An 18541-nucleotide genomic window follows, 5' to 3' on the forward strand; every position below is an offset into this window, starting at 1 on the left:
CGATGCAGCTCAGTGCAGACGATCTCAGCTATCTATCGCAATGTGCGATCAGAGCCGCGACCGAGGCGGGAGCACTGATCGCGAGTCGTAGCACGGAGTCGGTTGCGGTAGAGCATAAGGCGGGGGGCGATACACTCGCCTCGCAGGTGGTGACCGAGGTTGATCTGCTCAGTGATGCAGCTATTATCAAAATTCTGCAGCCAAGCTGTAAACGGTATGACTTGGCGCTGCTCACCGAGGAGAGTAGCGATGACCATGCGCGACTGCAGCAGGACCACTTCTGGTGTGTCGATCCGCTCGACGGCACACTCTCCTTTATCGAGTCGCTGCCCGGTTATGCCGTCTCGATTGCGCTGGTATCGCGTGCCGGGGAGCCACTGATTGGCGTGGTCTACGATCCGGTTACAGCGACGCTCTACTCTGCTGTGAAGGGGCAGGGGGTAGAGCGTAACGGTGAGCCGTGGTGCCACGTACCCTCTGGCGATACCCCGCTGTTAACGCTGATCAGTGACCGCACTCTGGAGTCACGCAGTGACTTCCCGCAGCTACTGCAGCGTATTGAGACGATGGCGACGCAGCTCGGCTTCTCTGGGGTAACGACGTTACACAATGGTGGAGCGGTGATGAGTGCCTGTTGGGGGCTTGAGCATGGCCCAGGGTGTTACTTCAAACTGCCGAAAACGGAGCCGGGTGGCGGAAGCCTGTGGGACTTTGCCGCTACGGCTGCACTGTTTAATGAGATGGGAGCAGTTGCCAGCGATTTTTATGGTCAGCCACTGGAGCTGAATCGTGCGGAGTCGACCTTCATGAATCATCGTGGTGTGATCTTTGCGACGGAGCAGCGAGTGGCAACTGAACTTATGTCACAGCTACAACCGTTTTTTTCCAATTACACCCCTGAAATAAGTTAAAGAGATATTTTCTGATGCCTCACCTGATTGTCGAATATGCCAGTGATGCGCTAACCGCTGAGCAGATCGAGTCATTACTCAACGTTGTTCACACAGCCGCTGCTGCGACAGCGCTGTTTGATCAGAGCCATATCCGCGTGCGGGCAATTCCGGTTGAACACTATCTTGTTGGTGGAGAACGCAAACCGTTTCTCCATGTTCGGTGCCATATTCACGCTGGCCGTACCCCTGAGCAGAAAGGGCTGCTGAGTGAAACCGTGTTGGTGGCCGTTCGTGATGAGGGGCTACCTGTGGCCGTTGTCACTGTTGAAGTGGTTGATATGGATCGCTCCAGCTACGCTAAGCATTCGCATTGATTGGCAATTTGATCTTGCCCCCTAATAATATTGAATCAATATTCTCAACGACTAAAGACAGCCGATATTTACAGATGAAAAAATCAACCATCTCGATTGGATTGAGTAATCCAAAAAGCCCGGAGAACGTCGGTTCGGTGATGCGTGCGGCCGGTAATTTTCGTGTCGATTCGGTTTTTTATACAGGTGACCGCTACCCTCGTGCCGTGGCACTCAATCCCGATATCCCAAAGATGAGTCGTAGTGTGAGTGAGGATGTACCGCTCGTGGGCGTTGAATCGCTGCTTGATGAGGTGGTCGATGGAATGCAGGTTGTCTGTGTTGAATTTGCGGAGAACGCGACACCGTTGACCGAGTTTCAACACCCAGAGAGTGCCTTCTATCTGTTTGGCCCAGAAGATGGCACGCTCAGTCAATCGATCATCGACCGGGCCGATGCGGTGGTCTATATACCGACCGTGGGCTGCATGAATCTGGCTGCGACGGTCAATGTGCTGCTCTACGACCGGATGGTGAAATCGTCTGAGAACCATGCGAGTGAATCGCTGATTCGTGAAAGTCGTGATAGAAATAACAACATAAAGGTTAGGGGGCTTCGCAAGAATTGATGGTGTCGTATTGCATGCGAGTCTATCTGATTCGACAAGCGTCGTCTTGCGACTCTGTTACTATCTGATCGCTGTTAATCCGCGTCTGAAACCGTTAGCTATTTGAAGAGAATTTATGAGTTCTGAAATGAGTGATGTTGAAGAGCGCCTTGCACAGGCCAAGGCACTGCTAGAGGGCGGTAGCAACGAAGAGGGGCGTCTGATGCTGCTTGAACTGCTGAAGGACGAGCCCAATAACGCCGCTGCCTTGTTGATGCTGGGTGGTGTCTACTTCTATGAAGAGAAGTTCGCCGAGGCGGAGATGGTCTATGAGCGGCTGGTGAAGATGGAGCCGGGTTCGGGCATGATTTCGATCGCGCTATTTAACGCGTTGATGAAGCAGGGGCGTTATGAGGAGGCGGTGGGGGAGATTCGCCGCTTCATTTCGGTGGCCGATAAGGTACAGGAGCGAGAGACCTTCGAGAAGTATGCAGAGATCAGTCAGGCAATTGCCGAGAGTGGGGCTGCGCCTGGAGAGTAAAATCAAGTTCTGTGAACAACTGATTAAAAGGGAAGGGCTGTCGAAGATGACAGCCCTTTTTTATTATTGATTTGTACGATTAAGCCGCCTGAACAATCGCGGTCGCCTCGGAGACCTCAAGCAGCTCTCCTGACTTACAGTCGTAGATGAAACCGTAAATCGGAATGTCGTGTGGAACCATTGGGTTGTTACGAATCCGTTCCACATCTTCGATCACGCTCTCTCTAGGGTCGTTGATGGTCAGCCAGTTGATGAATTTTCCGGCCGTCGTTCCACCGCCGACGTAGCTGTCGTGCCAACCGGTCTCATCGACCGTTGAGGTCTTCAGGCTACCGACAAGCAGATCGCCCATGATCTCTGAGGTGAAGGTCTGCATGCCGCAGTCGGTATGGTGAATCACAAACCACTCACGCGTTCCGAGCAGCTTGTAGGAGATCACCAGCGAGCGAATCGCATCGTCGCTCGCACGTCCACCGGCGTTGCGGATCACGTGGGCATCACCCTCGGCCAGACCGGCATACCTGGCAGGATCGAGACGCGCATCCATACAGGTTAGAATCGCAAAGTGCCGTCCTGGGGGCATCGGCAGCTCGCCCTTGTCACCAAAATCTGCGACATATTCAGCATTCGCGGTCATTACTTCTTTGAATTGTTTGCTCATGATCAACCTCCTTATCCGCAGTACGGATAGTATCGACGCAGCAACGAGGTAGGGGTTTCTGAGGTAGACAAAAGCGAACGCTGACCGCCATGGAGAGCGAAGTGAGGGCGGTTAGTCCCGATAGTCGACGCCGTCTGCCTATTCGTAGTTGAGAGCGCGAGCGGACGACGAAGAAGATGCAGCAGCGGCTTTATGTCGGCGTAGAGTCACTGAGGGAGTTGTGTAGAGCCGCGAAGAGGTGATTACGCAACGTACGCAGGACGGTCGGTGCGCCGAAGGCATAAACGGTCGCGTTAAGTTTTTGCTGTTTGCTTGGGCTTGATGCCCAAAACAAACTTTCGCAAAAATAGCGACTCCCCGGACGATCGTTACGCGCCTACGGCAAATATAGACGATAAAGCGACTGATGATGTTGGATGGAGATTGTGTTAATAGCGGTCTTTGCGATTGCGGGTGTGAGATGTGCCTGTGCATCATAACGGTGCATGATACTCATTACATAAAGGCCACTCTTTGGGGTAGCCTTGCTCATTGCAGCTCAGATTTTATGACCCACGTCATTTCCGTTAATGCATGATGCCATGCCGAGAATCATGAGGGTGGTAGGCCTGTTGACTCAAGCACCGGATATTAAGAGGGTCTGAGTGACTCTTGATGCTACTCTTCCGATCGAGACTGATGTGCTCTGCCACTGAAGTGCTACGAGCGCTGTAAAAGATGGCTTTAAAGTAATGTTTTCCAGGAGTGAAAATGAATAAGAACACCGACGCTGACCGCCATGGATAGCGAAGCGAAGGCGGTTAGTCCGCGATAGTCGACGCCGTCTGCCTATTCGTAGTTGAGAGCGTGAGCGAACGACGGAGAAGATGCAGCAGCGGCTTTATGTCGGCGTAGAGTCAGTGAGGGAGTTGTGTAGAGCCGCGAAGAGGTGATTACGCAACGAACGCAGGACGGTCGGGGCGCCGTAGGCATAAACGGTCGCGTTAAGTATTTGCCGCTTGCTTGGGCTTGGATGCCCAAAACATGCTTCCGCAAAAATAGCGACTCCCGATTTTTCTGATAAATCCCTGAGTGATGAAAAGAGATTATGAGCGCTGTTGAGGGGTTTTATTCTGCTCTGAATCTGACATTTGAAGGTGATATGGAGCCGATGAAAGCGGTCTGGTCACATGCAGACGACATTACCTACATGGGACCCTACGGTGGATTCCAGGTTGGATGGAAGCAGGTGCTTGAGGTATGGGAAGAGCATACGGCGATGAAAATTGGAGGAAAGGTTGAGCATGCCGATATGAGAGTTACGCTGGGTGAGGATATAGCGCTTACGCAGAATTATGAGATAGGAGAAAATAACCCCGTGGAGGGCGAGCCAGAGAAGGTATCAATACGGGCGACTAATGTATTCCGTAAAGAGGAGGGGAGTGGAAAATGATAGGGCACCATACAGATACGCTTCCATTCCTGGAAAAATAAGGGAAATTGTTATTGAAAATAACAGCTGTTTGAACGGCTGAAGAAGAACGGCACGACATTAAGGGGGCGCTGAGAGCCATAGATGTTTCAAGCAAGGCTTTGTGCGGTGTATGTCGTGTAACACGAACGATCTTATTCCCATAAAAATTGTACTGAATATGGAATCTCCAGTACTATCTAGACCTTCTCTAATTTGACTGGATAGCTTCATGTATAAAAACTTCGATTGCTTGGCCTGATGTGTGTCGTCAGTTTGTTCGCTCTGGGTTGTTCTGATAAAGAGGCCGCAGACGCTGGAAACAATGCGGGTTCTGAAATTGTCAAAGTGGCCGTCACACCTTCATCTCCTCCGATGGTCTTTGAGGAGGCTGGAAAGATTACCGGAATCGATATGGAGATCTTCGAGGGCTACTGCAATCCAGAGGCTGCACCCTTGAAGTTACCCCTTATGATTGGCAGGGCATGCTGGGTGCAGTTTCCAGCGGACAAGCCGATGTGGCTTTTTCGGGTATTTCGATTACCGATAAGCGCAAGGTGGCGATGGATTTCTCAGAGCCTTACTTTGACAACAGCTGGCATCTGGTAGGTCTGACGAAGAACAACATCAAAATCGATGATCTGGCGCAATTGAAGCAATACTCTATCGGCTATCCGCGTGGCATGGCTTATAACGATCTGATCAAAAATGATCTTGAACCTAAAGGTTATTACTCGCTTAGCCAGGTGAAACTCTACCCGACCTATGGTGAAGTGGTAAGCGATCTGCAAAATGGTCACCTCGATCTTGCCTTCATTGAAGAGCCTGTCTTCGCTGACTACCTCTACAAGAAGAAACTGCCTATCGAAAGCAGCTACGTCTTTACTGGCTTCGATCAACTTGGTTTTGCTTTTGCCAAAGGCTCTCCACGCCGCGACGATTTCAATAAATATCTGGTCGAGCTAGGCTCTGACAAAATCAAGGCAATTGTCGATAAATGGATGAAATAGTCCTGCGCCGATATAGCGTATGAACTTTTTCGACATCATTGCGCTACTGGCGCAGGGTGTGGGTTACACCCTATTGGTGACAATCGCCTGCAGTGCCACGGGTCTGCTTGTTGGACTCGTGGCGGCAGGTATGCGGCGAATGGGCTGGTACGGTGTGACATCTGCGGTGGATGTTTTACTTACATCTTTCGCGGTATCCCCGTGCTGGTCTTACTCTTTCTGGTCTATTTTGACTGCCCAGTCTCGGTCTCAAGGTTTCTCCGCTACCGGCGATGATGCTCAGCCTCGGTTTGATCGCCGCCGCCTATCTTGCAGAGGTTTTTCGCGGTGCGTTGATTCGGTTGATGAACACGAAATTCTTGCCGCACAAGCGATAGGCATGACTCGGCTGCAAATCCTGCTCAACATTGAAATTCCCCAAATGCTGCGTTTTCGGTACCGGGAATGGTGAACGAGTTCACCACCGTGCTGAAGTACTCGCCATTTGCCTACACCGTGGGTATTCCCGAAATTACCAAGCAGGCGATGACGCTCGCATCGACAACATTGCGTGGTATTGAGATCTATCTCGCGGTAGGTGTCCTCTATTTCGCCATCTATCGCACCCTGCTCTCGGTGTGCAGTTCTTAGAGCGGCGTTATCGTGTCCCCGGTATGGGTCAGAGCTAATCGCGGAAGAGATCCAGAGGAAGTTATATGGCACTTATAGAAATTCGCGATCTGGTGAAAAAGTTTGACCAGCAGATTACGTTGGATGGCATCAATCTGGATGTTGTCGAAGGTGAGGTCAAGGTCGTCATGGGTCCGTCGGGCTGTGGCAAATCAACGCTGCTGCGTTGTATCAACCGGTTGGTCGAGTTTGACTCCGGCACGATCCATGTTCGTGGCAAGAATATATGCGATTCCGATGTTGATGTGCGTGCCTTACGGCAAAGTATCGGCTTCGTGTTTCAGCAATTTGCGCTATATCGACACCTCACTGTGATGGATAACGTTACGCTGGGCCTGCGAAAGCTACGTGGAATGCGTCGTGCTGAGGCGGAAGAGAAAGCAATGCACGAATTGGTTCGTTTGGACATGGCCGAACATCGAGATAAATATCCCTCACAGATTTCGGGTGGCCAGAAACAGCGCGTGGCATTGGCTCGTGCTCTGGCGATGGACCCTGCTGTGGTGGTTCTTGATGAGCCCACTTCGGCGCTCGATCCCGTCATGTCACGCGAAGTGGGACAGTTGATCGAACGGCTTAACAGTGAAAACGTGACCATGCTCTGTGTGACCCATGATCTGCGGTTGGCCAGTGCTATCGCTGAGCGCGTTACCTTCCTTGATAAGGGGTGATTCTGGCTGAAGAGGCCATTGATCATTCTCTAGCCACCATCCTGATGAAAATATTCGTGATTTCTTCGGTCAGGAGGCGAGTGCACGATGAACGGATGGAGTGTGTTTCTGAGTGATTTGCTCGATCAGATGCCGCTCATCATGACCGGTCTGGTAGAAACCCTGAAACTCACTGTCACGATGAGTATCACCGGATTGATATTTGGTATTGTCGTGTTTTATCTCACCTTAAGTCACCGCGCATGGGTGAGGCGTTTGATCCAGGGTACATCTCCTTTTCATCGGAATGCCTCTGATCGTTCTGTTATTCCTGATGTACTACGGCTTACCGCAATGGGGATATCCCTCTCTCCGTTTATGGTTGCGGTGATTGGTTTTACATTAAATGTGGCGGCATATAATGCTGCTTATATGACGACGGCCTATAACGGGCTGGATTACGTTGAAATCGAGGCAGGCAGGGCTCAAGGTTTTAATCACACACAGGTATTCGGCTTCATCGTTTTGCCGCAGGTGCTGCGTTTATCGGTGCCAGCCTTGACCAACCAGGTTATACGCAACTTGAAGGACAGCTCAGTCGCATTCCTTATTCAATACACTGAATTCTTCGCCCGGGTACAAGAACTGGCCGCAACCAATTTTCAGTTCTTTCAGGCTTACCTGTTCGCGGCGATCGTCTATCTGTTATTCGTTTCCATTCTTGTGTTGGCGGCACGTTACGTTGAGAAGCGTGTAATTATTCCAGGGTTTTCTCGCCAGGATAGTTGAGAGTTTGCACAGCACTTTCTACGGTTTTCCTCTACCCCGAGCCTATTGACGCCCTGCCGAACCATCTCTCCGACTAAAGGGACTTGGATAAGTGGCAGGTGAAATGGGGGTGTTGGTCTGGAAATGGCTGATCTAAATCTTCGATTGGTGAAGGTGACGGGTGTCGCTTTTGAATATCTCAGGTCATCGTGAAAGTGATGCATCTATGCAAATATCCGAACTTAGAGCGGCTTCTAATACACACGGCTCAATACAAATAAAAAGGGCTGCCCAATGGACAACCCCTATTTTGTTGGTGGAGGCGGCAACTACCAAAACAATCATTAACTATTAGAAAGATAAGTAAAATAATTGATTGCATGGATAGTTGCTCCCCATATGACGGCGCCATTAGCTGCGGCAGTGACGAGCGTGGGAAGATAGAGATCATGTTCGTTGCTCCCATAGGCATGGAAGAGTGGGATAAACGGAAGATGAAGTGTTTTCTGAGGGACGTTGATCAGGTAGATCGAGCCAGACTTAGGCGTGCTGACAACGGCGTAGATCGGGTTGCGATCTGGAATGATCTGGCCAGCATGATCTTTTAAGAGCCGTTTCGCTGCGACGCATTACCGAGCGTCACATTGACATAGGCTTGGACATCGATGCGTTTCATGATCGTTTCCTGGTTCATTCAACGGCTGTTGATCTGCAATATTGATGAGGCACGATTCAAACGACCTAGTGTAAGCCTCAACATCCATTAGCGACGACCGCGTCATAGCCTCACGCAATCTCGGCCTCAGTTCTGCTAGATGCTGTGGTTCTTTCGCAAGACCGACGCAGATCTCGATGTAATGTGTTTCATTGTCAGCTACCCATTCCGGCATGCCGATCTGAGAGAAAGGCGTAACTCTGACGACTGACCATGCGTGATTGCGGTTCAGTCACGACCGGGGCCCCATCCAGAGCGCCTCACAGCTGCTCATTCCACCTGTGAAAGGGAAGGGGTCGAGAGCTATGTCGATATCGCTATACTCGGCCAACATCTCCTCGTGGGATGACCTCCCCCGCAGCTCGATCCGCTCAGGCTCGATACCGTGCTCAGCAAAGGCCTCTAACACATCATTCCTCAACCCCATGTTCTCGTAGGCCCCCGATTTGAGCAGCAACCTGGAGTCGGGGACTTGTTTCAGGATCTCGGCCCAGCGTGCATAGACCCCGGCGTGATACTTGGTGTGGTTGTTGAACGAGCCGAAGGTGACGTAGCCGCGTTCAAGACAGGGGGGAGGACTCACCTCGGGTGCAAACGGGACTGGCTGGTAGTTGAAGCGCCCACCCTCGAGCTCGACCAGGGGTTCGACAAAGTGCTCTTGCATCTGGGGTGTGGTGTGCCAGCGATCGGTTAGCAGGGCATCGAAGTAGGGGAGGCCGGTAGTGGAGAAGTAGCCGAGGAACTCGACCAGCACCGGTGCGGGGCGCCAGGCGAAGAGATCGATGCGTGAACGCCCTGTGTGACCACTCAGATCGACCAGCACATCGATCTTGTCTTGCTGGATCAGTGTAACCGCCTGCTCATCGTTTAAGTGTCCGATCGGCCGGTAGGTGGTGACCGCCTGGATCTCCTCGGTGACCGCGTCGACCTCGTGGTTGTTGGCGTAGGCGAACACCTCAAAGCGACTCTGATCGTGCTGCTTGAGTAGTGCCTTGATAAACAGTCCTACCGTGTGTTGTCTGAAATCGCCCGAGACATAGCCGATGCGCAGTGGCTCGCCCGGTGCCTTCGGGTAGGGTGCAGGGTGCGGTCGCGGTCCCCCGGCTCGCTTGATGGCCAGCTCCCCCCACTGTTTGGCGATGCGCATCCGGTGGGCATCATCGGCGTCAGGATCGTACTCGAGCAGCATCAGCAGATTACGCAGCGAAGCCGAGTCCTCGGGGTCGAGGTCAAGGACTTGCTCAAAGGCAGCTCGGCCAGCCGGGTAGTGACCGAGTTTCATGTAACAATTACCGAGTGCTGCATGGGTGCTGGCCGAAGCGGAATCGAGCTTGATTGCCTGCTCAAGTATCGTGATGGCGAACTCACTACGATCACAGCGATTGAGTGCCAGCCCCAGCTCGATGCGGGCCTCGACGTAGGCGGGCTTGAGTGCAATCGCCTGCTCTAGGGGCGCGATCGCTTCAGGGGAAGCCCTCATCTTGTTACAGCAGCGCCCCGTATTATATAGATACTCCGCCGTCTTGGGTTTTAATTCACAACAGCGCTTGTAGCGCGGTAGCGCCTCATCGAAGCGCTGCTGCTCGGAGAAGAGGTTGGCGAGGTTGTTGAGGGTGTCGACCTCATCGGGTGCGATTGCCTCGGTGCGCAGGTAGGCGGCGAGGGCCGCATCCAATTGGCCCATCTGCTCATAGGCGTAGCCGAGGTTATAGAGGGCCACGGCATCGTTAGGGTCGAGGGCCAGTCCCAGCTCGATGGCGGCGATTCCCTCCTCGAAGTGCCCCTGTTTGACCCGGTTTAGTCCACGGTTGATCGCCGGAGCGGGGAAGTCGGGCGCGGCCGTGATGGCAAGTGCGAAGACTTCATCTGCCGCCTCGTAGTCCTGCTGCGCCGAGAGGGCGGTGCCGAGCTCGTTGAGACTCTGCGGGTGGTTGGGATGCTGGTTGAGTATCTGGCGAAAGCAGCGCTCAGCCTCATCAAACTGTTCCAGTGCCTGGTGGGCCAGCCCTAGGTTAAAGCGGGCATCGAGCAGCTGCGGTTCGAGTGCGAGCGCTTTCTCATAGCTCTTGATCGCCCGACGGTGCTCACCACGGCCGGCATTAAAGGCGCCGAGCAGCAGGTGGAGCTGGGGGTTTTTCGGTTGGCGCTTGAGCAGGGGCGAGATCCGGGCGACGGCCTTATCGAAACGTCCCCGGTGAAAATAGTCCAAGGCTTCATTGATCTGCTGCTGCACTGACGCGTACTCCTGAAATGACCAACCCGTGATGAGGGAGATTACCCATCGCCATCGAAGCCCACAAGCAAAAGGTGGATTAGTGTCACACCTCATACCCTCTAAGGCACCCAAGAGAAGGGGCTCTCGTGCCGGTGCACGCGCAGCGAGTGCCCGGTCATCCCAAAGCGGTACTCAATCTGCTCGAGGTCATCAAGTGGCCCGTTGTCACCTTTAGTGAAATCTCCAAGTAAAGTCTGACTCCACGATAGTGAAGTCGATTTGAATGCTATTACAGCGACTTCTTACGCCGTCTTGCCTTCCATCCATGCCTCGATCTCCTTGAGATTAAATAGAATGTGGATGTCGGGTGCCTTACGCCAATGTTTCTCGCAGAGCCAGGCGCCATTCTAAATTTTCGCTCTTATTGCGTTGTCGCTGTGACCAGTTAGCTCTATGAGCTTCTTGATGGTGACCCATTAGAATGAACTTCTGATGGCGTGAGCCTTCAAAATCATCTGGAAGGACTCACGTCACGATTCCTTTGCCATGGATTTGTAAGTCAGCTCTGCTGATTATTGTATGCAGCTCGAATACGTTTGTCGCTGTTCTCAACCTGCTGACCTCTGTCAGGATTGAGGATGCTTTGATCCTGAAAGAAGAGATATCCAAGCGCTACAATTACTACGAGAAATGCTAGGTTTTCATGCTGTCTGGGTATTCATGTCTGTTTTGATTCGAAAGGCATCAGGGCTCTATCTGAACTGAGATAGACCGCTGCAGGCGTCATCCCCATATGCCCTGTTGGATGCAGAGTTCTCTTTGGCAACTTGTTGGCGCCAAAAATCACATGTCCATTTGGCCTGTCGATATCCGTCCCTCTTTGTGGCGCTCTCGATTCGCTGCTGCTCTAAACGTGCTGCCTGAGCCTTCCTGTCTGCTTCTAGCTGTACAGCTCGTTCTGCGGAACTTCTTTGCACGGCCTCTTTTGCAGCCATGGCAACTTGCCGAATTTCCAGTAGGTAACAGCACGTTCTAGGCCAAGTGAGAGGGTATTTCCTAAGAAGATGCCAAATGCAATTATCAGCACCCATCTAGTTGCTGGTAATGGCTGGTTTTGAGCGTACTTTCGTTCAACATCCTGTAGTGACATGTGAGTTCCTTTTCTATATCCATGGGTATTATGTGGTAATGCAGCGATAATACTACGAATCACGCCACAGAGAAGTGGCTATTTCACGTTTTTGTTCTGGGTGCGAGGGTCGAAGTAGATCTCCGTGCCATATGCCCAACTAGGAACGTCTGGTTGTGTTTTTGAAGCTCTTTGTATTTATTGTGTAACTTGAGAGATATTCTTCTGGATTTTTGGCCAATGTAGAGCGTTTCGCCGCTGTATGCAGATGCAGCCTGGTGCTTTCCCTTAACAATGAGGAGTAGCAGCGTGTAACCACGCAGCCACATCATTCTGACAGTCGAGACGGAAAGATTGAGTGGTGTCCACTCTCAGTAGCTGATAGCCACTTTGCGCGATAATATGGAGATGGTTTGAGGCCTAGGCTTTCCGTGATGCGATCAAAGAATGCGTAGCAAAGATTGACTAAATCGTCAGTGCCGAAAATATTGTGGCCCTGTAGAAACTTTGCTGGGTTTCCGTCTATTAGCAGGTAGCCCTGATCATGGCTCTTTACCTGAACTGATGATGAGTGAGAGCCTTCAACTTTAAGGGGTTTGATAGTCTGCCATTCGACTTCACCGGTATCCTGTTGCAGAGAGATAACCAAGCCTCCAGCGACAATCTCAGAATGCTGGCAAGGGATAACAGCCTTGATTCAGTCGATCATCTGGCTGCCCTGATGCTTCTTAGCCTCGTAGCCAAGACTAGGTGCTGACACCGACACAAGCGGATGCCGCAAGGCGTGGCGCTCCGATGCCTTCGCGCCACGCCTTGCGGCATCCACTTGCTTACGGCGTCTCGATTATCGCTCTTGCAAACCGCAAGCTGGTCGAAGGAAGTTGTGACTAAATTGTGACTAAACAGAGGCCAAAACAGCCCCTTCCAGACCAGATGATCTAGAAAGAGTATTTGGTTAAGTTGTTGATAGTACTTGGTATAAGGTGGTCTAGAGTGGTCTGCTCTAAACCCTTGATTGGTGGAGGCGGCGGGAATCGAACCCGCGTCCGCAAGCCCTCTGCCATCGGCTCTACATGCTTATCCGGCCTATTATTTTAACTGACAGCAACCCGGTCGGCGGGGCCCACTGACAGCGATTCCGGTAGAGTTTTAGGCAATCAGCGCCGGACGCACGTCATGACGATCTTGTGAGAGTCGACGCCTGAATGTTCCGAAGAACCCGGGCGCACAAGCACGGCCCCGGTCAGACGGCAATCTACAGGTTTTTAAGCTGCGAGTGCGTAGTTGTCGTCGTTGGCAACTAAAAGTTTGCAGACGGATTTACGAGGAATCCTGCACCTCGGCATGCACCTCAGGTTTCGCGACCCACGTCGAAGCCATGTCGCCCCCATTGGTAACGGTGGGGAGTATAGCCGAAGCACACTCCCTACGCGATTAGATATAGAGGTCGGACGGACCCAATTCAAGTTGAGTGGGTTTGAGTGGCTGATTAGCCGTGTTTGAGTACGCGCTGTTTTTCGCGTGACCAGTCGCGATCTTTCTGCGCGGCGCGTTTGTCGTGCGCCTGTTTGCCCTTGGCGACACCGATCTCCGCCTTGGCTCGACCATACTTCCAGTAGAGCGCCATGATGATCAGGGTGTATCCCTTGCGCTCAACCTCGCCAATCAGTTTGTCGATCTCGTGGCGATGCAGTAGCAGCTTGCGTACGCGGGTCGGTTCGGGGGTGATATGGGTAGAGGTGGTCTGTAGAGGCGTAATGAGCAGGTTGGAGACCCATGCCTCGCCCTTTTTGAGAAAGACATAACTATCGGCTAGCTGCACCTTGTTCGCACGCAGGCTTTTGACCTCCCACCCCTCAAGGGCGAGACCCGCTTCAAAACGCTCTTCGATATGGTAGTCGTGCCGTGCTTTTTTGTTCAGCACGATGGTGCTGCCGCTGTCCGCCGGTTTCTTTTTTGGTTTTTTCTTCGCCATGGCGCGACATTATAGGGGATGCGGCGGTGCAAGGGGATGGCGATTTCGCCCGAATGCGGCTTGAGACGTCCGCTCAATTGGTCGATAATGGCGCGGATCTAATAACAAGAGCTGGAGAGAAGCCGTGGAGAAGCGCGAATCGATACACGGACAGTGGTCATCACGATGGGTTTTTGTACTGGCGGCGACGGGTTCAGCGGTCGGTCTCGGTAACATCTGGAAATTCCCCTACATCACCGGTGAGAACGGTGGTGGTGCCTTTGTACTGGTCTATCTGCTCTGTATTGCGGTGATCGGTGTGCCGACCATGATGGCGGAGATCATGTTGGGTCGTCGCGGTCGTCGCAGCCCGATCAATACCATGCGCCATCTAGCGGAGGAGGAGGGGCGTAACGGCGCCTGGAAGTACCTCGGCTGGGCCGGTGTCGCCGCTGGTTTCCTGATCCTCTCCTATTACAGTGTCATCGCTGGCTGGGCGCTGGCCTATTTCTTCCGGACCGCAGCAGGTGTCTTTACCGGTCAAACGGCAGATGGTGTCGGTAGTATTTTCAGCTCGCTGATCTCCGATCCCGAACGGCTGATCACCTGGCACACCATCTTTATGGTGATGACCACGGTGGTGGTCGCTCGTGGTGTGAAGGGTGGTCTGGAGAAGGCGGTGCGTTACCTGATGCCGGCGCTCTTTATCCTGCTGATCATCCTGGTTGGGTATGCGATGAACACCGGCGCCTTCCAACAGGGGTTGGAGTTCCTCTTCACCCCCAACTTCGACAAGATCACCGCCGACGGGGTATTGATTGCGATGGGCCACGCCTTCTTCACCCTCAGCCTCGGTATGGGTGCGATCATGGTCTACGGCTCCTACCTGCCGCAGAAGGCATCGATTGCAAAAACCACGGTGATGATTGCCATCGCCGATACGGTGGTAGCGCTGTTGGCAGGTATGGCGATTTTCCCAATCGTCTTCGCCAATGGCCTGGAACCGGGCGCTGGTCCGGGGCTGATCTTCCAGACCCTGCCAATCGCCTTTGGTCAGATGCCGGGCGGTGAACTGTTTGGGTCGATCTTCTTTATGCTGCTGGTCTTTGCTGCCTGGTCCTCGGCCATTTCACTGATTGAACCGATGGTGGCCTATCAGGTGGAGAATATGGGCATGAACCGTATCAAGGCGGCGAGCTGGACTGGTATGACCGCTTGGCTACTCGGTCTGGCCACCGTCTTCTCCTTTAATATCTGGTCGGAGGTGAAACCGCTGTCGATGTTTGAGACCTTCGCCGATAAGACCATTTTTGATCTACTCGACTATCTCACCTCTAATATCATGCTGCCGCTGGGTGGACTGTTGATCGCACTCTTTGCTGCCTGGCAGATGAGTCGCGCCTCAAGCCTCGACGAGTTGGCAATGAAGGATGGTTTCTTCTTTAAGGTGTGGCGTGTTCTGATCCGCTATGTCACGCCGGTTGCGGTCTCAATCGTCTTCCTTAACGCCATTGGTCTCATCTCAATCGGGTAACAACAGTTGGCAACAGTAAATAAGAGTGCATTGGTAAATTACTCTGCCAGAGAGATGTTCGATCTGGTTGATGATGTCGACGCCTATCCAGCCTTTCTTCCCTGGTGTCGCTCGTCCGAGGTTCTCTCACGTAATGAGGATCTGGTCGAGGCGAGTATCGAGGTGGCCAAGGGGGCGGTGCAGAAAAAGTTCACCACCCGTAACCGACTGCAGCAGGGCAAGATGATTGAAATGGGACTGGTTGAGGGGCCGTTTAAGCGCCTTGAGGGTTACTGGCGCTTTGAGGTGCTGAGTGAGCAGGCGTGCAAGGTGTCACTCGATCTCGATTTTGAATTCTCAAACAGATTAATGAGCATGGCCTTTGGTACGGTCTTTAGCCAGATCGCCAATACGCTGGTCGATGCCTTCTGCAAGCGGGCGGTGGATGTCTATGGAAAACGTTGAAAAGATTCCGGTTGAGGTCGCCTATGCACTGCCCGATGAGCAGGTGATTGTCACCCTGGAGGTGGAGGTCGACTGTACGCTGGAGGGCGCGATTGAGCGCTCGGGACTGCTGCAGCGCTATCCGGAGATTGATCTGGCGGTTAATAAGGTGGGTGTGTTTGGCAAGCTCGGAAAACTTGCCAACCCGCTGCGCGCGGGTGACCGGGTTGAGATCTACCGCAAGCTGATTGCTGATCCTAAAGAGGTGCGCAAACAGCGTGCGGCAGCAGGTAAGAAGATGTCCAAGGGGGCTCGAGAGACCCCCGCAGAGAAGTAGACGTTACTCGCTCGCACTAGGGCGCATGTCGCCCTCGATGCGGCTCAGCTTCTCCTCTTCGAAGAAGAGTGAGACACGACGTTTCTCTTTCAGTTTGCCGCCCTCGCTGAGGCTGTAGACGTAGTCCCAGCGGTCCTGATGGAAGGTGTCGGTAATCAACGGGGTGCCGAGCGCGTAGCGAACCTGACGTTTGCTCATGCCGGGTTTGAGTTTATCGAGCATCTCCTGGCTGACCACATTGCCCTGCTGGATGTCGATTTTATGTACCACACAACCACTAAGGGTAAGAGTTGCGCTGAGTAGTAACGTAATGAGAAGCTTTCCCATCTTTGCTTGTCCGCCTGTGTTGATTCGTTGATTTAGCTGGCGCGATAATAACCCAAGCCGGGTACCAATGGCACGAACATAACAATAATGGAGCAGTAGCTTGGAATCGGAAGAATTAAAACGTGCGGGACTGAAGGTCACCGCGCCGCGGGTAAAAATCCTCAATATGCTTGAGGCGAGTGAGCACCGGCACCTGACCGCAGAGGAGGTCTACCGGATGATGCATGAGTCTGGCGAGGATATCGCGCTGGCTACCGTCTATCGGGTGTTGGCGCAGTTTGAAACCGCCGGTCTTGTTGCCCGCCACCACTTTGAGAGCGGCCAGTCGATGTATGAGCTGGAGCAGGGCACCCACCACGACCATATCCTCTGTGTGAAATGTGGCAAGGTTGATGAGTTCGTCGATGAGACGATTGAGAACCTGCAGCGAGAAATCGCTGAGCGGGCCGGTTATCAGATGACCGACCACGCCCTCTATATTCATGGCATCTGTTCAGATTGCCAGAAAAAAGGTTAGTCATTCTGTAGCCGAGATGTAACGAAGTGAAATCCAGAGGCCTATCGCCCCGGATTTCACCGTATTCGGTTGATGACTCTAACGATTGGGCTGCCGCTTCAGTTGAGATTACTAACTAACCCGCCTGACTAATCATCTCTTCGGCGTGTGCCAGGGTCTGGGTAGTTATCTCAAGTCCGCCCAGCATCCGTGCCACCTCATCGACTCGTGCCTGTTCGACCAGTGGCAGAATCGAGGTGGCGGTCTGTTTACCATCGCTCTGTTTGGCGACCTGCAGATGTTGATGCCCCTGCGAGGCGACCTGTGGTAGGTGGGTGACACAGAGCACCTGGCGCTGTTCACCGAGGGTTCTGAGCTTACGTCCCACCGTCTCGGCCACACCACCACCTATTCCAGTGTCGACCTCATCGAAGATCAGTGTGGGGATGTGGGCGCTATCGGCAAGGATGACCTGAATCGCCAGACTGATGCGCGAGAGTTCACCCCCCGAGGCGACCTTGCTGAGTGGCTTGGGCGGCTGACCGGGATTGGCTGTGACGAGAAAATCGATCTGCTCCATGCCATGCGGTGAGGGTTTTTCACTCTCGTGCGACTGCAGTGCGATCTCAAAGATACCGCCCTGCATGCCGAGCTCATCCATCGCCGTACTGACCCCCTTGCCTAGCTGTTTGGCAGTCTTGCTGCGCGATTTGGTCAGCTGTTTGGCTGCCTTTATATAACGATTCTGCAGCGCCTCAATCTCGGCACCGATCTCATCGAGACGAATATCGGCCTGCTCAATGTTGGCCAGCTCATCACTCAGCTGCTGTGCGAGCGGTGGTAACTGGTGCGGCTCTACGTGGTGTTTGCGTGACAGGTTGTGGATGGTGCTGAGGCGTTCGTCGAGATATTGCAGACGCTCGGGATCGAGTTCGAGTCGATCGGTGTAGCGGCGCAGTTCATCGGCCCCCTCCTGGAGTTGGATCTGTGCCGAGTTGAGCAGCTCGAAACTCTCTGACAGATTGCCATCGATGCTGAGTTGATCTGACATCTCGTGCAGCAGAGTGCCTAGCTGAGAGAGCAGGGTCTGCTCATCGTTGTCGCGTAGTAGATCGAGATGACGCTGACAGACATCGATCAACTCACCGGCGTGGGCGAGGCGTGCGTGCTCCTCTTCCAGTTTTGGCAGCTCATCGGCGCTGAGTGCCAGTGCATCCAGCTCCTCGACCTGGTAGCGCAGCAGCTCGAGGCGCGAATCGCGATCAGCCGCGGCCTGACGCAGCGCTTGGTGCTCCTCATGCAGGGTATGCCACTCATCGGCGAGGCTGCTCACCTGTTTTAATAGCTTGGGGTAGTTGGCGAACTCATCGAGCAGTTGGCGCTGAATATCGCGTTTAACCAGTGACTGGTGGGCGTGTTGGCCGTGGATATCGACCAGCATCTCACCCAGCGCCTTGAGCTGTGCCACCGGCACCGGGCGACCATTGATGTAACCCTTGGAGCGACCCTCGTGGCTGACGGTTCGGCGGATATGGCACTCACCCTCATCGTCGAGTTCGTTCTCTTCCAACCACTCGGCGGCGCCGCTGTTGGTGTCGACCTGAAAGGTGACGCCGATCTCGGCCCGTTTGGTGCCGTGACGGACGATGCCGCTATCGGCGCGGTCACCCAGCACCAGGCCCAGCGCGTCGATCAGGATCGACTTGCCGGCACCGGTTTCGCCGGTCAGTACGGTCATACCCGCCTGCAGCTCAAGATCGAGCTGTTCGACGATGGCGAAGTTGCGAATCTGGATCTGACTCAGCATC

20 protein-coding genes, 1 other RNA gene and 3 pseudogenes are annotated in these 18541 nt (G+C 53.3%); 13 read left to right on the top strand and 11 right to left on the bottom strand.

Features of this window, described 5'->3' with window-relative positions; translation table 11 throughout:
• The first annotated feature begins 2 nt into the window (after positions 1-2).
• The 4 genes from HUE57_RS09250 to HUE57_RS09265 all read left to right on the top strand — a co-directional run bounded on the left by HUE57_RS09250 (position 3) and on the right by HUE57_RS09265 (position 2395).
• Positions 3-911, top strand: coding sequence for an inositol monophosphatase family protein (locus HUE57_RS09250; protein ID WP_174673057.1), 909 nt, complete (start codon positions 3-5; stop codon positions 909-911).
• A 14-nt stretch (positions 912-925) separates the two neighbouring features.
• Positions 926-1267: a 5-carboxymethyl-2-hydroxymuconate Delta-isomerase gene (locus HUE57_RS09255; RefSeq protein ID WP_078485120.1), complete on the top strand. Its 342-nt coding sequence runs from the start codon at positions 926-928 to the stop codon at positions 1265-1267.
• A gap of 74 nt (positions 1268-1341) precedes the next feature.
• Positions 1342-1875, top strand: coding sequence for a TrmH family RNA methyltransferase (locus HUE57_RS09260; RefSeq protein WP_078485121.1), 534 nt, complete (start codon positions 1342-1344; stop codon positions 1873-1875).
• Positions 1876-1990: 115 nt separating this feature from the next.
• Entirely contained in the window at positions 1991-2395 is a 405-nt protein-coding gene (locus tag HUE57_RS09265) for a tetratricopeptide repeat protein (RefSeq protein WP_078485122.1), read from the top strand.
• A gap of 79 nt (positions 2396-2474) precedes the next feature.
• Here HUE57_RS09265 and HUE57_RS09270 read toward each other — a convergent pair whose 3' ends face one another.
• From HUE57_RS09270 to HUE57_RS09280, 3 genes are all read right to left on the bottom strand, one after another.
• Complete coding sequence (locus HUE57_RS09270) at positions 2475-3056, bottom strand: beta-class carbonic anhydrase (RefSeq protein ID WP_078485123.1); 582 nt, start codon at positions 3054-3056, stop codon at positions 2475-2477.
• Positions 3057-3194: 138 nt separating this feature from the next.
• A complete protein-coding gene (locus tag HUE57_RS09275; protein WP_174673058.1) occupies positions 3195-3533 on the bottom strand; it encodes a hypothetical protein in 339 nt (112 codons plus the stop codon).
• A gap of 351 nt (positions 3534-3884) precedes the next feature.
• Positions 3885-4091 carry a hypothetical protein gene (locus tag HUE57_RS09280; protein ID WP_174673059.1) on the bottom strand — a complete coding sequence of 69 codons (207 nt, stop codon included), beginning with the start codon at positions 4089-4091 and terminating at the stop codon, positions 3885-3887.
• A 52-nt stretch (positions 4092-4143) separates the two neighbouring features.
• Between HUE57_RS09280 and HUE57_RS09285 the strand changes: the two genes are divergently transcribed.
• The 5 genes and pseudogenes from HUE57_RS09285 to HUE57_RS09305 all read left to right on the top strand — a co-directional run bounded on the left by HUE57_RS09285 (position 4144) and on the right by HUE57_RS09305 (position 7624).
• Entirely contained in the window at positions 4144-4488 is a 345-nt protein-coding gene (locus HUE57_RS09285; RefSeq protein WP_174673060.1) for a YybH family protein, read from the top strand.
• Positions 4489-4755: 267 nt separating this feature from the next.
• A pseudogene (locus tag HUE57_RS09290) lies at positions 4756-5516 on the top strand (transporter substrate-binding domain-containing protein).
• A gap of 19 nt (positions 5517-5535) precedes the next feature.
• Positions 5536-6184 (top strand): annotated as a pseudogene (locus tag HUE57_RS09295) (amino acid ABC transporter permease).
• Positions 6185-6211: 27 nt separating this feature from the next.
• A complete protein-coding gene (locus HUE57_RS09300; RefSeq protein ID WP_174673061.1) occupies positions 6212-6856 on the top strand; it encodes an amino acid ABC transporter ATP-binding protein in 645 nt (214 codons plus the stop codon).
• Positions 6857-6958: 102 nt separating this feature from the next.
• Positions 6959-7624, top strand: coding sequence for an amino acid ABC transporter permease (locus HUE57_RS09305; RefSeq protein WP_174673062.1), 666 nt, complete (start codon positions 6959-6961; stop codon positions 7622-7624).
• A 608-nt stretch (positions 7625-8232) separates the two neighbouring features.
• Here the strand turns inward: HUE57_RS09305 and HUE57_RS20250 are convergent.
• The 6 genes and pseudogenes from HUE57_RS20250 to smpB all read right to left on the bottom strand — a co-directional run bounded on the left by HUE57_RS20250 (position 8233) and on the right by smpB (position 13637).
• Positions 8233-8550, bottom strand: coding sequence for an O-linked N-acetylglucosamine transferase family protein (locus HUE57_RS20250; RefSeq protein WP_420885716.1), 318 nt, complete (start codon positions 8548-8550; stop codon positions 8233-8235).
• Complete coding sequence (locus tag HUE57_RS09315) at positions 8551-10551, bottom strand: tetratricopeptide repeat protein (protein WP_174673064.1); 2001 nt, start codon at positions 10549-10551, stop codon at positions 8551-8553.
• A gap of 1215 nt (positions 10552-11766) precedes the next feature.
• Positions 11767-11994 carry a phage/plasmid replication domain-containing protein gene (locus HUE57_RS20255; protein ID WP_174673065.1) on the bottom strand — a complete coding sequence of 76 codons (228 nt, stop codon included), beginning with the start codon at positions 11992-11994 and terminating at the stop codon, positions 11767-11769.
• Positions 11951-12359 (bottom strand): annotated as a pseudogene (locus tag HUE57_RS20590) (phage/plasmid replication protein, II/X family). Before HUE57_RS20590 ends, HUE57_RS20255 begins: the two are co-directional and overlap by 44 nt.
• 319 nt (positions 12360-12678) lie before the next feature.
• Positions 12679-13051: a transfer-messenger RNA gene (gene ssrA / locus HUE57_RS09330) on the bottom strand.
• 100 nt (positions 13052-13151) lie between these two features.
• Positions 13152-13637, bottom strand: coding sequence for an SsrA-binding protein SmpB (smpB, locus tag HUE57_RS09335; protein WP_078482547.1), 486 nt, complete (start codon positions 13635-13637; stop codon positions 13152-13154).
• 124 nt (positions 13638-13761) lie between these two features.
• On the opposite strand from smpB, the gene HUE57_RS09340 reads away from it, so the two are divergent.
• From HUE57_RS09340 to HUE57_RS09350, 3 genes are read left to right on the top strand one after another with little or no spacing between them, the layout of a single operon-like run.
• Complete coding sequence (locus tag HUE57_RS09340) at positions 13762-15150, top strand: sodium-dependent transporter (RefSeq protein WP_078482546.1); 1389 nt, start codon at positions 13762-13764, stop codon at positions 15148-15150.
• A 6-nt stretch (positions 15151-15156) separates the two neighbouring features.
• On the top strand, positions 15157-15594 hold the full coding sequence (locus HUE57_RS09345) for a type II toxin-antitoxin system RatA family toxin (RefSeq protein WP_078482545.1): 438 nt from the start codon (positions 15157-15159) through the stop codon (positions 15592-15594).
• Positions 15581-15910: an RnfH family protein gene (locus HUE57_RS09350; protein ID WP_078482544.1), complete on the top strand. Its 330-nt coding sequence runs from the start codon at positions 15581-15583 to the stop codon at positions 15908-15910. Before HUE57_RS09345 ends, HUE57_RS09350 begins: the two co-directional genes overlap by 14 nt.
• Before the next feature lie 3 nt (positions 15911-15913).
• On the opposite strand, the gene HUE57_RS09355 is transcribed toward HUE57_RS09350, so the two are convergent.
• Entirely contained in the window at positions 15914-16237 is a 324-nt protein-coding gene (locus tag HUE57_RS09355) for an outer membrane protein assembly factor BamE (protein ID WP_078482543.1), read from the bottom strand.
• 100 nt (positions 16238-16337) lie between these two features.
• Between HUE57_RS09355 and fur the strand changes: the two genes are divergently transcribed.
• Positions 16338-16754 carry a ferric iron uptake transcriptional regulator gene (gene fur / locus HUE57_RS09360; RefSeq protein ID WP_078482542.1) on the top strand — a complete coding sequence of 139 codons (417 nt, stop codon included), beginning with the start codon at positions 16338-16340 and terminating at the stop codon, positions 16752-16754.
• 115 nt (positions 16755-16869) lie between these two features.
• On the opposite strand, the gene recN is transcribed toward fur, so the two are convergent.
• Complete coding sequence (gene recN / locus HUE57_RS09365; protein ID WP_078482541.1) at positions 16870-18540, bottom strand: DNA repair protein RecN; 1671 nt, start codon at positions 18538-18540, stop codon at positions 16870-16872.
• Between the last annotated feature and the right edge of the window lies 1 nt (position 18541).

The organism is Candidatus Reidiella endopervernicosa, assembly GCF_013343005.1.
In the GTDB taxonomy this organism is placed as follows: Bacteria; Pseudomonadota; Gammaproteobacteria.

What these genes read in the sequence shown, in the direction of transcription:
- HUE57_RS09250 (WP_174673057.1), top strand. Translation starts at nt 3, where the DNA reads ATGCAGCTCAGTGCAGACGATCTCAGCTATCTATCGCAATGTGCGATC.
- HUE57_RS09255 (WP_078485120.1), top strand. Translation starts at nt 926, where the DNA reads ATGCCTCACCTGATTGTCGAATATGCCAGTGATGCGCTAACCGCTGAG.
- HUE57_RS09260 (WP_078485121.1), top strand. Translation starts at nt 1,342, where the DNA reads ATGAAAAAATCAACCATCTCGATTGGATTGAGTAATCCAAAAAGCCCG.
- HUE57_RS09265 (WP_078485122.1), top strand. Translation starts at nt 1,991, where the DNA reads ATGAGTTCTGAAATGAGTGATGTTGAAGAGCGCCTTGCACAGGCCAAG.
- HUE57_RS09270 (WP_078485123.1), bottom strand. Translation starts at nt 3,056, where the DNA reads ATGAGCAAACAATTCAAAGAAGTAATGACCGCGAATGCTGAATATGTC.
- HUE57_RS09275 (WP_174673058.1), bottom strand. Translation starts at nt 3,533, where the DNA reads ATGATGCACAGGCACATCTCACACCCGCAATCGCAAAGACCGCTATTA.
- HUE57_RS09285 (WP_174673060.1), top strand. Translation starts at nt 4,144, where the DNA reads ATGAGCGCTGTTGAGGGGTTTTATTCTGCTCTGAATCTGACATTTGAA.
- HUE57_RS09300 (WP_174673061.1), top strand. Translation starts at nt 6,212, where the DNA reads ATGGCACTTATAGAAATTCGCGATCTGGTGAAAAAGTTTGACCAGCAG.
- HUE57_RS20255 (WP_174673065.1), bottom strand. Translation starts at nt 11,994, where the DNA reads ATGATGTGGCTGCGTGGTTACACGCTGCTACTCCTCATTGTTAAGGGA.
- smpB (WP_078482547.1), bottom strand. Translation starts at nt 13,637, where the DNA reads ATGGCGAAGAAAAAACCAAAAAAGAAACCGGCGGACAGCGGCAGCACC.
- HUE57_RS09350 (WP_078482544.1), top strand. Translation starts at nt 15,581, where the DNA reads ATGGAAAACGTTGAAAAGATTCCGGTTGAGGTCGCCTATGCACTGCCC.
- HUE57_RS09355 (WP_078482543.1), bottom strand. Translation starts at nt 16,237, where the DNA reads ATGGGAAAGCTTCTCATTACGTTACTACTCAGCGCAACTCTTACCCTT.
- recN (WP_078482541.1), bottom strand. Translation starts at nt 18,540, where the DNA reads ATGCTGAGTCAGATCCAGATTCGCAACTTCGCCATCGTCGAACAGCTC.